Consider the following 13,387-nt stretch of genomic DNA (forward strand, 5'->3'; position numbering starts at 1 on the left):
CAACGGACAAATTATAATGGCTCAGATAAAAAAAACTAATAGGTTAAACGTTGTTTCCTATATGTTAAATCTCGTTAACATCTAAGCCAGATAACCATGTCCAAGCGATTGCCACCCCTAAATGCATTACGTGTTTTTGATGCAGCAGCACGCCACCTCAGCTTCACCCGCGCAGCCGATGAGCTTTTTGTGACACAGGCCGCAGTAAGTCATCAAATCAAGTCTCTGGAGGATTTTCTGGGGCTTAAGCTGTTCCGTCGCCGCAACCGTTCGTTGCTGTTGACCGAAGAAGGGCAGAGCTATTTTCAGGATATTAAAGAGATTTTCTCCCAGCTGACGGAAGCCACCCGTAAGCTTCAGGCACGGAGCGCAAAAGGCGCCCTGACTGTGAGTTTATTGCCCAGTTTTGCCATTCAGTGGCTGGTGCCGCGACTCTCAAGCTTTAACTCAACTTATCCGGGAATCGATGTCCGAATCCAGGCGGTGGACCGTCAGGAAGACAAGCTTGCAGACGATGTGGATGTGGCGATTTTTTACGGTCGTGGTAACTGGCCGGGCTTGCGTGTTGAAAAATTATACGCAGAATATCTGCTGCCGGTCTGTTCACCACTGCTGCTGACGGGGGAGAAAGCGCTCAAAACGCCCGCCGATCTGGCGCAACACACGCTTTTGCACGATGCCTCGCGTCGCGACTGGCAAACTTATACCCGCCAGTTAGGTCTTAATCATATAAACGTGCAGCAGGGGCCCATTTTTAGCCACAGCGCGATGGTGTTACAGGCTGCCATTCACGGGCAGGGCGTGGCATTAGCGAATAACGTCATGGCGCAGTCCGAAATTGAGGCAGGCCGTCTGGTTTGCCCATTTAACGATGTACTGGTCAGCAAGAATGCATTTTATCTGGTTTGTCATGACAGTCAGGCAGAACTGGGTAAAATAGCCGCTTTCCGGCAGTGGATACTGGCGAAAGCGGCAAGCGAGCAAGAAAAATTCCGCTTCAGGTATGAACAATAACGTTTGTGTGCCGGGCACGCATTAATTCAGGACTTAAATATGACCAGCCGATTCATGCTGATTTTCGCCGCGGTGAGTGGCTTTATTTTTGTAGCTCTGGGCGCGTTTGGCGCGCATGTCTTAAGCAAGTCTTTGGGCGTTGTGGAGATGGGCTGGATCCAGACCGGCCTTGAATATCAGGCGTTCCACACGCTGGCAATTTTTGGGCTGGCGGTGGCGATGCAGCGCCGTATCAGCATTTGGTTTTACTGGAGCAGCGTCTTTCTGGCGCTGGGTACCGTACTGTTCAGCGGCAGTCTCTACTGTCTGGCGCTGTCGCATTTACGCCTGTGGGCGTTTGTTACACCTGTCGGCGGCGTCAGCTTCCTGGCGGGTTGGGTTTTAATGTTTATCGGAGCTATCCGTCTGAAACGCAAGGGCGTTGTTCATGAATAAGGTTGTTTTATATTGTCGCCCGGGGTTTGAGAAAGAGTGCGCCGCGGAAATCACCGATAAAGCGGCGAAGCGTGAAGTCTTCGGATTCGCTCGCGTCAAAGAGAACGCGGGCTATGTGGTATTTGAATGCTATCAGCCTGATGATGCCGACAAGCTGGCGCGCGAACTGCCGTTCAGCTCGCTGATTTTCGCCCGTCAGATGTTTGTCGCGGGCGAACTGCTGAAAGATCTTCCGCCGGAAGATCGCATCACGCCGATTGTTGGCCTGTTGCAGGGCGTGGTGGAGAAGGGCGGCGATTTGCGCGTGGAAGTGGCTGACACCAATGAAAGCAAAGAGCTGATGAAGTTCTGCCGTAAGTTTACCGTGCCGCTCCGCGCGGCACTGCGTGATGCGGGAGTGCTGACAAACTACGAAACGCCAAAGCGTCCAGTCGTGCATATCTTCTTTATTGCGCCAGGATGTTGCTACACCGGCTACTCGTATACCACCAATAACTCGCCGTTCTTTATGGGGATCCCGCGTCTGCGCTTCCCGTCAGACGCGCCGAGCCGTTCAACCCTGAAGCTGGAAGAGGCGTTCCACGTCTTTATCCCGGCGGACGAGTGGGACGAACGTCTGGCAAACGGCATGTATGCCGTCGATCTTGGCGCGTGCCCGGGCGGCTGGACCTATCAGCTGGTGAAACGCAACATGTGGGTTTCGTCTGTGGATAACGGCCCGATGGCGCAAAGCCTGATGGACACCGGGCAGGTCACCTGGCTGCGTGAAGATGGTTTCCGCTACCGTCCTACCCGTAACAACATCTCCTGGATGGTGTGCGACATGGTAGAAAAACCGGCGAAAGTCGCGGCGCTGATGGCCTCCTGGCTGGTGAACGGCTGGTGTCGTGAGACGATTTTCAACCTCAAGCTGCCGATGAAAAAGCGTTACGAAGAGGTGTCGCAGAACCTGGCTTATATTCAGCAGCAACTGGACGAACACGGGATTAACGCGGAAATCCAGGCGCGTCAGCTGTATCACGACCGTGAAGAAGTGACGGTGCATATCCGTCGCTGGTGGGCGGCCGTGGGTGGGCGTCGCGACGAGCGATAACGTTTGTAACGCCCGGTGGCGCTGCGGTATGAACCGGAAACATGGGTAACACTTTAGACCGGATACATGGGTAACAGTTATAACTGGCATAGAAGAGGAGACTCGCTATGCCCTGGACTGAGACCCGACCTATGCAACGCCTTGATTTTATCCGTGCCTGCCATGCAGGTACGGATTCTTTTTCTGCCCTCTGCCGTCTCTTCGGCATCAGTCGAAAAACCGGTTACAAATGGCTTCAGCGTTTTGACCCCTCTGACCTGTCATCTCTCTCTGACCGGTCGCGTGCTCCGCACTCCCACTCCCGGACAGTTCCTGATGATATCGCCGGGCAGCTTACGGCCCTGAGGCAAAAACACCCTGACTGGGGCCCCAAAAAACTGCGGATGTGGCTGCTCAATCATCACGTCGATTTTACCGTCCCCGCTGCCAGTACTATCGGCGATATCCTCAAGCGTGAAGGCCTGGTTCCGGATAAAAAGCGAAAACGCAGAACCCCGGGCAATCGCCAGCCCCTGACCATCATCAGTGAGAACAATCAGGTCTGGAGCGCTGATTTTAAAGGCAAGTTCAGGCTGCTGAGCCGGAAATACTGTCATCCCTTCACCCTCACCGACAATCACAGCCGGTATCTTCTGAGCTGCCGGGGAGCAGACCGGGAGAGCGAGCCCTTCGTCAGGCAGTGCCTGACGGATGCGTTCCTGGAGTACGGTCTGCCGGAAGTCCTGAGAACGGATAATGGTCAGCCTTTCGCAGGAACAGGTATCGCCGGGTTAAGTCGCCTTGCAGTCTGGCTGATAAAGCTGGGCATCAGACCGGAACGCATCAGAAAGGGGCATCCGGAAGAAAACGGCCGTCATGAGCGAATGCATCGTTCGCTGAAAAGTGCAGTAAAACAGGGCAACATATTTATGACAATGGAAGAACAACAGCGGTGGTTCAGTGGCTACCGGGAAGAGTTTAACTACGAAAGGCCGCATGAAGCCCTGGCGGGTGCAACGCCCGGAACGGTATGGCAACCCTCAGGCCGGCACTGGGATGGCAGGGTTCCTGAATATGCTTATCCGGAAGGAGGTACGGTCTACAGGGTGAAATCAAGGGGGACACTCTATATGGGGAAAAAGGGGACGGTGTTCCTGAGTGAAGCGCTGACTGATGAGTACATCATGCTGGAAGAACAAGATGATGGCCTGGAGGCCATCATCTTTAATGGAATAACGCTTGCGTACTACGACCGAAAAACCCAGAGTGTGCTCCGGATAGACTGAAAAGTGTTACCTATGTTCCCGGTCTGATCTGTTACCTATGTATCCGGTCATACACTGCGCTTACCGGGCCTACAAAATCGTGTAGTTGTTTTAACGTTCTAACCTTAACTGCTGTAAATTCCCGTCCAGCTGTAAATCCGTCTGTAGCGTTGCGATTTCCCGGCAGATAAACGCCATCTCTTTATTCGCCTCCAGCTTCTTGCGCCATTTTTCCGGCACTTCCTCAAGCCTTGCGTAAATCCCTTCCATATTCTGAAACTCCGTCAGCAGCTGTGCGGCACTTTTGGGTCCAATACCGGCGATACCCGGCACTCTGGAGCTGCTGATCCCCGCCAGCCCCCAGTAATCCGGCAATTGCTCAGGCGATACGCCAAACTCGCTGGCAATAAATGGCGCGTCCAGCCAGCGTTTCTGGAAGTAGTCGCGGATGCGGACCGTTGGAGAGAGCAGCTGGCAGTAGCCTTTGTCGGTTGAAACGATAGTCGCCTGATGCCCGGCGCTCGCCACTTTAACCGCCAGCGTTGCGGCTAAATCATCAGCCTCATTACCGTGTGCGCCCCAGCACGGAACGCCGCGCTGTTCAAAGGCCGCGCGTATAACGGGCATTTCGGCGTGCAGATCGTCCGGCATCGGCGCACGCCCGGCTTTGTAGTCCGGCAGGCGCTGGTGCCGCCAGCCGGTATTGCGTGCTTCATCGTCGAATACGGCAACAGCGTGGGTGGGTTCGCTATGGCGAATGAGCTGCTCCAGCGCGTGTAAACAGGTGTCCTTGCAGGGGGTGCCCTGTACCGCGTGAATACGGCGAATCAGGTTAAGTGCATCGACGATAAGCAAATGAACGGCCACAGATAATCTCCCTTCTGTCTAATGGGGGAAGGGTAACACTGAGCGCAGCATGAAACTATGAATGGTGGGGAAAACAGGAAGAAGCCTCGCAAAACGAGGCTTCCTGAGAGGCTTAATCGCAGGTAACGATCTTCATCGCCAGGCCACCGCGGGAGGTTTCGCGGTATTTGGCGTTCATATCTTTACCGGTTTCGTACATGGTTTCGATAACCTTGTCGAGACACACGCGCGGTTCACTGGTGCGGCGCAGCGCCATACGGGCCGCGTTCACCGCTTTCACAGAGGCGATGGCGTTACGCTCGATGCATGGCACCTGGACCTGACCGCCGACCGGATCGCAGGTCAGCCCCAGGTTATGTTCCATGCCGATTTCCGCCGCAATACAAACCTGCGCAGGACTTGCGCCCAGCAATTCGGCCAGACCCGCCGCCGCCATAGAGCAGGCTACGCCCACTTCACCCTGACAGCCCACTTCCGCGCCGGAAATCGAGGCGTTCATCTTGTACAGTGAGCCAATCGCACTGGCGACCAGCATATACCGCGCGAGTGAGTTTGCATTCACTTCACGGATAAACTTGTCGTAATACGCCAGGACCGCCGGAACAATGCCGCACGCCCCGTTGGTTGGCGCGGTGACGACGCGGCCACCCGCGGCGTTCTCTTCGTTCACCGCCAGCGCGAACATGTTGATCCAGTCGACAACGGCCATCGGGTCGGTGGTGGTTTTGTCGGTGCTGACCAGCATGCGGCGCAGCGCAGCCGCACGACGTGGAACACGCAGTTTCCCCGGCAGCACGCCTTCGGTGGTGATCCCGCGCTCAATGCCGCTGCGCATCACTTCCCAGACGTTTGCGAAGTGCTGTTCCAGCTCCTCTTTGCTGTGCAGGGCCAGCTCATTTTTCATCATCAGGCCGGAGAGAGAAAGGCCTGTCTCCTGGCAGTGACGCTGTAAATCGGCCGCGTTTTTGTACGGGTACGGCACCTCAACGGCGGAGCCGTTGGTTTGACCAAAATGGTCTTCGTCGACAATAAACCCGCCGCCGATGGAGTAATACGTCTGGCTGTAAACCGCTTTATCGCCGACCAGCGCGGTAATGCGCATGCCGTTTTCGTGCAGCGACAGGTTATCCGCATGGAAATTCATGCAGTGGTCAACCGGGAATTCAACCTCATGCTCGCCGTTGGCCAGCAGCAAACGACCGTGGGTGTTCACGTCCTGGATAAAGCCAGGAATGGAGTCAATATCAACGGTATCCGGCAGGTTACCCGCCAGCCCCATGATAATGGCAATATCGGTATGGTGGCCTTTACCGGTCAGGGAAAGGGAACCGTATACATCGACAACCACGCGGGAGATGTCGTGCAAAATGCCGCGTGCAATCAAGTCATCCGTGAATTGTTTACCGGCTTTCATTGGTCCGACGGTGTGAGAGCTGGAAGGACCAATACCGATTTTGAAGATATCGAATACGCTAATCATGATGCGTCCATTGCTTCAGTCAGAGGGGAGGAGTGCGCCATCCGCAGACGGCGCAGGAGGTATTAGCTGAACAGCGAGTAGAAAATAGCGGAGATGGCAATCAGACCCATCACAACAACGAACACGTTGCTGATATGGCCGCTGTATTTACGCATCGCTGGCACTTTCTGAATCGCGTACATCGGCATCAGGAACAGAATCATCGCGATAATCGGGCCGCCCAGGGTTTCAATCATGCCCAGAATGCTTGGGTTCAGGGTGGCTACCGCCCAGGTGGTCACCAGCATGAACAGCGCGGTGATTTTGTTCAGACGGTTGATTTCAATGCTCTTGCCTTTACCGCGCAGAGATTTAATCACCATACCGTTGAAGCCTTCACGTGCGCCCAGGTAGTGGCCCAGAAAGGATTTGGTGATGGCGATAATCGCGATGATCGGTGCCATCCACGCAATCAGCGGTGCGTTAAAGTGGTTTGCCAGGTAGGACAGAATAGAGATGTTCTGCTCTTTCGCCGCCGCCAGATCCGCCGGGGAAAGGCTCAGCACGCAGCTGAACACGAAGAACATAACTGTCAGTACCATCATGATGTGTGCGCGAGCCAGGATGCTGGAGCACTTCTTCTCTGCACCATTGCCGTACTCTTCACGCTTCGCCACCGCGAAGGAGGAGATGATTGGCGAGTGGTTGAAGGAGAACACCATTACCGGGATCGCCAGCCACAGGGTCAGTAGCAGGCCGTTACCGGTTGCGGATGCGCTGCTCAGAGACAGAGTTTCCAGCGCAGCGCCGTTCCACTGTGGGATCAGGTACAGCGCCAGCACCATCAGGGCTGCAACAAACGGGAATACCAGCACGCTCATCGCTTTGACAATCATCTGCTCGCCAAAGCGCACGATGGTCATCATACCGACGATCAGGATCAGGGACAGGATCGCACGCGGCGGCGGGGTCATCTGCAGCTGGTGCATCATGAAGCTTTCAACGGTGTTGGTGATAGCAACGCTATACACCAGCAGAATCGGGTAAATCGCGAAGAAGTAGAGCAGGGTAATCAGCTTACCTGCGCCGACGCCGAAGTGTTCTTCAACGACTTCAGTAATGTCTTCGCCCGGGTTTTTACCGGACAGCACGAAGCGGGTCAGGCCGCGGTGTGCAAAGAAGGTCATCGGAAAGGCGATGATGGCCATGATGATCAGCGGGATCAGACCGCCGACACCTGCGTTGATAGGAAGGAACAGTACACCAGCGCCGATTGCCGTGCCGTACAGGCCAAGCATCCACATGGTATCCGTTTTGCGCCAACCGCTTCGGGATTCAATCGAAGCAACGGTGCTGGTTTGAGTGGTTTCCATCTGTATCTCCTGGAGGAAGCAAATTGTCAGGTTTTTAGTCAAATCCGATGAAAAAGTGCCTGACGGTAATATGAAATTCGTTCAGTGACGGTTTTTTAATAATTTTTGCCCGTAACTATTGGCGGGCGGAAAGATACATTCTCGTTATGAATCTATCAGTGATCGCGATCCCAAATGCAATAATCCACTTATGATGTGGGCATATTTAGACCATTTATCTGTTAAAAAAACATCAAAGAGAATTTACGGGCGCGAAGGCTACCATTAACGACATGTTTTCGAAAAGGCTGACCCGCGAGATAGGTGTCTTTCGCTGTAAAGAAATAGGATTTTAGGATTTTCTGGCAGGTAATTTCGATTAAGGCTGATTATTTACGGTTTCAAAAACGAGGTAATCGTTTGCGCGGGCGCCAGATTTGTTAATAACATTGAAGATCGCTATGAATTACATCACTAATAAAAAAGCCGGATGACAATCCGGCTTGAGAGGAGGGAAAGGACGCTTTATTTGATGATTTCGTAACAGGGAATATAGGCAGAACCCGGAAGTTTCATGCGGTGCTGAGCTACAAAGCCCTGCAGCATGTCATCCATGCGGCGCATCATCTCCGGGTCACCGTGGATTTTATACGGCCCGAACTCCTCAATCGCGCGGATCCCCACCTCCTTCACGTTCCCCGCCACGATGCCAGAGAAGGCGCGACGCAGGTCAGCTGCCAGTACTTCCACCGGCTGATCCGGATAGAGTTTGAGGTTCGCCATGTTCTCATGCGACGGCTCGAAGGGGATCTGGAGATCCGGTGCGATACGGATGGACCAGTTAAAGCTGTAGGCATCCCCGGTATCACGACGGTTCTCTTTCACCAGCGGCATCGCTTTTTTCATCTGACGGGCCACTTCTGCGGCATCGTCAATAATAATGCGGTAGTGACGGCGCGCGTCTTCCCCCAGCGTATGCACGATAAACTCGTCCAGCACGCGGAAATAGTCGGCGCTCTCTTTCGGGCCGGTCAGGATCAGCGGCAGAACCTGATTTTTGTTGGCCGGGTTCATCAGGATCCCGAGCAGATAAAGCAGTTCTTCCGCCGTACCTACGCCGCCCGGGAAGATGATAATGCCGTGCGCGATACGGACAAACGCCTCAAGACGTTTTTCGATATCCGGCATAATAATCAGTTCGTTAACCAGCGGGTTAGGCGGCTCAGCGGCGATGATCGACGGCTCGGTCATGCCGATAAAACGGCCTTCTTTATAGCGTTGCTGCGCGTGTCCTACTGCCGCGCCTTTCATCGGCGCTTCCATCGCGCCAGGACCGCAGCCGGTACAGATGTTCAGCTCGCGCAGGCCGAGCTGATTACCCACGCGGCGGGCGTACAGGTATTCGGTTTCGTTAATAGAGTGACCACCCCAGCAGACGACCATGTTCGGCGCTTCGCCAACGTGCAGGGCGCGGGCGTTACGCAGAATGGAGAAAACCAGGTTGGTGATATGAACGGAGCTTTCCAGATCGAGATGCTGGAAACGACCGGCGTTGCTGATCTGTCCGTTAACAAACAGGATGTCGCGCAGCACGGCAAAAAGGTTGGCCTGAAGTGAGCGAATAATACGCCCATCGACAAACGCCTCTTCCGGCGGGTTGATCACTTCCAGCTTCACCCCGCGCTCGCGGCGCAGCACATTGATATCAAAACTTTCGAAGCGGGACAGCAGCTCTTTACTGTTGTCGGTCAGGCTTCCGGAGTTCAGTACAGCAAGTGAACAGTTACGAAACAGTTGATACAGGTCGCTACTGGCGGTGCGTTTAAGCATGTCCACTTCCAGTTGCGACAACATATCCATAGAGCCAAGCGGGCTAATATGTGTAATCAAGTGAGCTCCTTATGGGACGATTATCGTCTTTCCCTGTTGATTACAATAGCCCTGGCTTATGACGTTTCACAACACTTCGGGCGGAATACCGCCCGCATATTGTGAAAATATTTATCTTACTGGCGCACCAGCCGTCCGGTGGCAGGCACAAAATCGGTATTGGTGCGCCATGGGTTAATGTCCAGGCCGCCGCGACGGGTATAGCGGGCATAAACGCTCAGCTTTTCGGGCTGGCAGAAACGCTGTATGTCATTGAAGATGCGTTCCACGCACTGCTCGTGGAATTCGTTGTGATGACGGAATGACACCAGGTAACGAAGCAGCTTTTCCCGGTCAATCTGCGGGCCGCGATACTGGATCTGTACCGAGCCCCAGTCCGGCTGATGGGTGATAAGGCAGTTGGATTTCAGCAGATGGCTGACCAGCGTTTCGTCGACCACTTTTCCGCCCGCTGCGTTTTCCAGATAGTCGGTGCTAAATTCGTAGCTCTCCACATCAATGTCCTGATCGTCGATGCAGGTGCCGTGGAAATGGGCGATGGGCTGACCTTCCAGCTCATGCAGACGGTATAACGAGACGGTTACGTTCCCCTGCGCGCACGCGCTTAAATCACGTTCAAGCGTCTGTTGTACCTCGTCCCAGCTGTTAAATTTGGTCTGGTTAAAGCTGTTGAGATAGAGCTTAAAGCTCTTGGATTCGACCAGGTTTACGCTGGCGTAATCCAGCTCGACATGGCCCACGGCTACCTGCGGCAGACCGCGCGCATTCAGCCAGGAGAGTTCGTACAGCGTCCAGATGTCGCCGCCGACGAACGGCAGCGCGTCGGCATGAAGGCCAAGCGGATCGCGGTTCAGGCTGCGCGGCACACCCTGAAGCAGGCTTGCGTCGTAGGTGTCGCGGTAATCGGTCGATTTACCCAGCGTTAAGCCCGTTAACGCCTGATGATTTTCGTAAGACATGTTTCATAGCCACTTTACAGGTACACTTAGGGGCTGAGTTTATCCTGTCTTACAAGAAGAGAGAAATCGGTGGATATCGAAACTGCAAATGCCCTGACGTCCTTCACGACCCGCTATTGCGATGCCTGGCATGAAAAGCGGGGGACGTGGCCGCAAAGTACTGACTTATATGGCGTGCCGTCACCGTGCATTATCGCTTCGCAGGATGATTACGTTATCTGGCAACCGAAACCGTTCACGGGCGAGCAGAATGTAAATGCGGTTGAACGCGCAATGGACATTGTGATACAACCTGCGCTTCATGCAATTTATACCACGCAGTTTGCCGGGGATATGACTGCATGTTTTGCAGGACAGCCGCTGACGCTGCTGCAAACCTGGAGCGAAGACGATCTTCAACGCGTTCAGGAAAACCTCATTGGTCACCTGGTCACGCAAAAACGCCTTAAGCTCTCCCCGACTCTCTTTATTGCGACGCTCGACAGTGAACTGGACGTCATTTCAGTCTGCAACCTGTCTGGCGAGGTCATTAAAGAGACGCTCGGCACCCGCAATCGCGACGTTCTCGCGCCTTCTCTTGCGGATTTTCTTACCCGACTTGAGCCGCTTCTGTAATCCATGATGCTACTGGACGTGTGAGAGATCTCTTACACGCACTGTGAGACATCGCCGAAACAATTAGCTTTGTCTTAGGGATTTCAGATTAATATTAACTTCCCTTTCAACAGGTTAGCGATTTCCTGAAACGATTATCCCCGTTTCGCCAGGCTTACCTTGCTCACAGGGTGGGTTGTAAGACGAGGCAGAATAGCGGATTCTATCTGTGTCGACAGGATGCCGACGCGAGAAACGAACATCAGGATGATGGCGTTTCTCACCAGGAACACGTCAGGACGACGCCGCAGGAAGGCTTCAGGATGAAGCAAAGTGGATCACGCAGGATGCGTAAGGGACACCTCCAGGAAGGAGAACGTGAGCCGGTCAGGATGGTCGGTGGGTCAGGATGGCCAGGACGTTTCAGGATGAAACCTACACGTCAGGATGATGTGAGCAGGAAGCAAAAGGTAAAGGGATGACCAGGCCTTCGGGCATCAGGAAAAGTTGTCACGGATGAGCAGGGAGCACGTATTGTAGCTGGAATGCTGCGAAACGAACCGGGAGCACTGTTTTTACAGTGCTCCCTTTTTTTATTTCTGTCTTCCGCAATGCTATGCTTCGCGCCATTCCGTTTTTCAGTTGAGGTTACTATGACGCATCACGATAGCGTTCGTGCGCAGTTGCACGCCATCGAAGCCCTTATGCGCCAGCATCAGCTGTGGCAGGAAAGTGCGCCGCAGCCAGACGCGTTCGCCAGCACCCAGCCGTTTTGTCTGGATACGCTGTCTCCATTCGAATGGCTCCAGTGGGTATTAATTCCGCGCATGCACGCGCTGCTGGAAGGGGGACACGCGTTGCCCCAGGCGTTTGCCGTCTCTCCCTATTACGAAATGGCGCTGGAGGCGACTCACCCGGCGCGCGACGTTATGTTGGTTGAGCTGGAAAAGCTGGATACGCTTTTCGCCGGTGACGATGCATGACGCTTGAGATCCTGTATCAGGATGAGTGGCTGGTGGCGGTGAATAAACCGTCCGGCTGGCTGGTACACCGAAGCTGGCTCGATCGCGATGAGAAAGTGGTTGTTATGCAAACCGTGCGCGACCAAATCGGTCAGCACGTCTTTACTGCCCACCGTCTGGATCGGCCAACCTCTGGCGTTCTGCTGATGGGGCTTTCCAGTGAGGCCGGGCGCCTGCTGTCGCAGCAGTTTGAACAGCACCAGATCCAGAAGCGCTACCACGCCATTGTGCGCGGCTGGCTGACGGATTCCGCCACGCTGGATTATCCGCTGGTGGAGGAACTGGATAAAATCGCCGATAAATTTGCCCGCGAAGATAAAGGTCCGCAGCCTGCGGTGACCGACTATCGCGGTATGGCGACCACAGAACTGCCGGTGGCGACCAGCAAATTTCCCACTACGCGATACAGTCTGGTTGAGCTTTTGCCCAAAACCGGGCGCAAGCACCAGCTTCGCCGCCACCTTGCACATCTGCGCCACCCAATTATCGGCGACAGCAAGCACGGCGATCTGCGGCAGAACCGCAGCGCGGCAGAGCACTTTGGCTGTAACCGACTGATGCTGCACGCCAGCGAGCTAAGCCTGACGCATCCGTTTACCGGCGAACCGCTGACTATTCGCGCGGGGCTGGACGAGGTCTGGATGCAGGCGCTGTCTCAGTTTGGCTGGCTGGGACAACTCCCCGAAAATTAAAGGGTTGAGTTTGCCGCAGGCAACGTTCAGGATGAACAGCAAGCGCAATAATTACGGGAGCAAAGCATGGCTGAAGTAGGTATTTTTGTCGGCACGATGTACGGCAACTCGCTGCTGGTTGCGGAGGAAGCAGAAGCAATCCTCGTCAATCAGGGCCATAAAGCAACGGTCTATGAAGACCCGGAGCTGGCAGACTGGGAAAAGTATAAAGATAAATACATTCTGGTGGTGACCTCCACCACCGGGCAGGGCGATCTCCCGGACAGCATCGTCCCGCTTTTCCAGGGCATTAAAGACCAGCTTGGCTATCAGCCAGATGTTCACTATGGCATCATCGCCCTCGGCGATAGCTCTTACGCCAATTTTTGCGGCGGCGGTAAGCAGTTCGACGCGCTGTTGCAGGAACAGCACGCTCAGCGGGTCGGCGAGATGTTACTGATTGATGCTGGCGAGCACCCCGAACCGGAAAGCGAGTCAAATCCCTGGGTTGAACATTGGGCCACGCTCCTGAACTAACCCTGTACTATACGAGCTGTAGGCCGGGTAGGGCGTAGCCGCCACCCGGCAACGAAGCTGCACCATATCCTCAATTCCGTGAAGTATCTTCCACCACTTTGGGCTTATGCCCCAAACCACGTTCCCCACGCCCGTCAATGTTGTGTTCCTGCACGGTGAGAGAACCGGTCACTCCTTCATATACTTTTCCCGTCACTATAAAACGGCTTCGGGCCGTACCAAAACCAAACACAAATCTCTCATTCTGATT

The 13,387-nt window shown here is 54.4% G+C and carries 13 protein-coding genes; 8 read left to right on the forward strand and 5 right to left on the reverse strand.

The features are described 5' to 3' along the window. Nucleotides 1-96 precede the first annotated feature (96 nt). The 4 genes from gcvA (at nucleotide 97) to SK51_RS08930 (ending at nucleotide 3,807) form a co-directional block, all read left to right on the forward strand. Nucleotides 97-1,014, forward strand: coding sequence for a glycine cleavage system transcriptional regulator GcvA (gene gcvA / locus SK51_RS08915; RefSeq protein ID WP_022649222.1), 918 nt, complete (start codon nucleotides 97-99; stop codon nucleotides 1,012-1,014). A gap of 39 nt (nucleotides 1,015-1,053) precedes the next feature. Beyond that, nucleotides 1,054-1,449: a DUF423 domain-containing protein gene (locus SK51_RS08920; protein ID WP_003862756.1), complete on the forward strand. Its 396-nt coding sequence runs from the start codon at nucleotides 1,054-1,056 to the stop codon at nucleotides 1,447-1,449. Continuing rightward, nucleotides 1,442-2,542, forward strand: coding sequence for a 23S rRNA (cytidine(2498)-2'-O)-methyltransferase RlmM (gene rlmM / locus SK51_RS08925; protein ID WP_022649221.1), 1,101 nt, complete (start codon nucleotides 1,442-1,444; stop codon nucleotides 2,540-2,542). The genes SK51_RS08920 and rlmM overlap by 8 nt, the downstream gene beginning before the upstream one ends. 107 nt (nucleotides 2,543-2,649) lie before the next feature. Then, nucleotides 2,650-3,807, forward strand: a complete 1,158-nt coding sequence (locus tag SK51_RS08930; protein WP_023305267.1) for a DDE-type integrase/transposase/recombinase — start codon at nucleotides 2,650-2,652, stop codon at nucleotides 3,805-3,807. A 90-nt stretch (nucleotides 3,808-3,897) separates the two neighbouring features. Here SK51_RS08930 and xni read toward each other — a convergent pair whose 3' ends face one another. From xni to queF, 5 genes are all read right to left on the reverse strand, one after another. After that, on the reverse strand, nucleotides 3,898-4,653 hold the full coding sequence (gene xni, locus SK51_RS08935) for a flap endonuclease Xni (RefSeq protein ID WP_023306842.1): 756 nt from the start codon (nucleotides 4,651-4,653) through the stop codon (nucleotides 3,898-3,900). A gap of 112 nt (nucleotides 4,654-4,765) precedes the next feature. Next, nucleotides 4,766-6,133, reverse strand: coding sequence for an L-serine ammonia-lyase (locus SK51_RS08940; protein ID WP_023306841.1), 1,368 nt, complete (start codon nucleotides 6,131-6,133; stop codon nucleotides 4,766-4,768). A 62-nt stretch (nucleotides 6,134-6,195) separates the two neighbouring features. After that, nucleotides 6,196-7,485, reverse strand: coding sequence for an HAAAP family serine/threonine permease (locus SK51_RS08945; protein ID WP_022649218.1), 1,290 nt, complete (start codon nucleotides 7,483-7,485; stop codon nucleotides 6,196-6,198). Nucleotides 7,486-7,989: 504 nt separating this feature from the next. After that, nucleotides 7,990-9,354, reverse strand: a complete 1,365-nt coding sequence (gene ppnN / locus SK51_RS08950) for a nucleotide 5'-monophosphate nucleosidase PpnN (RefSeq protein ID WP_023298502.1) — start codon at nucleotides 9,352-9,354, stop codon at nucleotides 7,990-7,992. Between the two features lie 116 nt (nucleotides 9,355-9,470). Continuing rightward, nucleotides 9,471-10,313 (reverse strand): NADPH-dependent 7-cyano-7-deazaguanine reductase QueF, encoded by an 843-nt coding sequence (queF, locus tag SK51_RS08955; RefSeq protein ID WP_023298501.1) that lies wholly within the window; start codon nucleotides 10,311-10,313, stop codon nucleotides 9,471-9,473. Between the two features lie 69 nt (nucleotides 10,314-10,382). Between queF and syd the strand changes: the two genes are divergently transcribed. The 4 genes from syd (at nucleotide 10,383) to SK51_RS08975 (ending at nucleotide 13,137) form a co-directional block, all read left to right on the forward strand. Beyond that, on the forward strand, nucleotides 10,383-10,928 hold the full coding sequence (gene syd, locus SK51_RS08960) for a SecY-interacting protein (RefSeq protein WP_022649215.1): 546 nt from the start codon (nucleotides 10,383-10,385) through the stop codon (nucleotides 10,926-10,928). 632 nt (nucleotides 10,929-11,560) lie between these two features. Further along, the gene (locus SK51_RS08965) at nucleotides 11,561-11,890 is read left to right on the forward strand and encodes a YqcC family protein (RefSeq protein ID WP_022649214.1); all 330 of its coding nucleotides are present in this window, start codon (nucleotides 11,561-11,563) and stop codon (nucleotides 11,888-11,890) included. Continuing rightward, the gene (truC, locus tag SK51_RS08970; RefSeq protein WP_023306840.1) at nucleotides 11,887-12,621 is read left to right on the forward strand and encodes a tRNA pseudouridine(65) synthase TruC; all 735 of its coding nucleotides are present in this window, start codon (nucleotides 11,887-11,889) and stop codon (nucleotides 12,619-12,621) included. Before SK51_RS08965 ends, truC begins: the two co-directional genes overlap by 4 nt. A 66-nt stretch (nucleotides 12,622-12,687) precedes the next feature. Then, nucleotides 12,688-13,137, forward strand: coding sequence for a flavodoxin (locus SK51_RS08975; RefSeq protein WP_022649212.1), 450 nt, complete (start codon nucleotides 12,688-12,690; stop codon nucleotides 13,135-13,137). Nucleotides 13,138-13,387 lie beyond the last annotated feature (250 nt).

It is taken from the genome of Enterobacter sp. MGH85 (assembly GCF_001037655.1).
GTDB lineage: Bacteria > Pseudomonadota > Gammaproteobacteria > Enterobacterales > Enterobacteriaceae > Enterobacter > Enterobacter intestinihominis.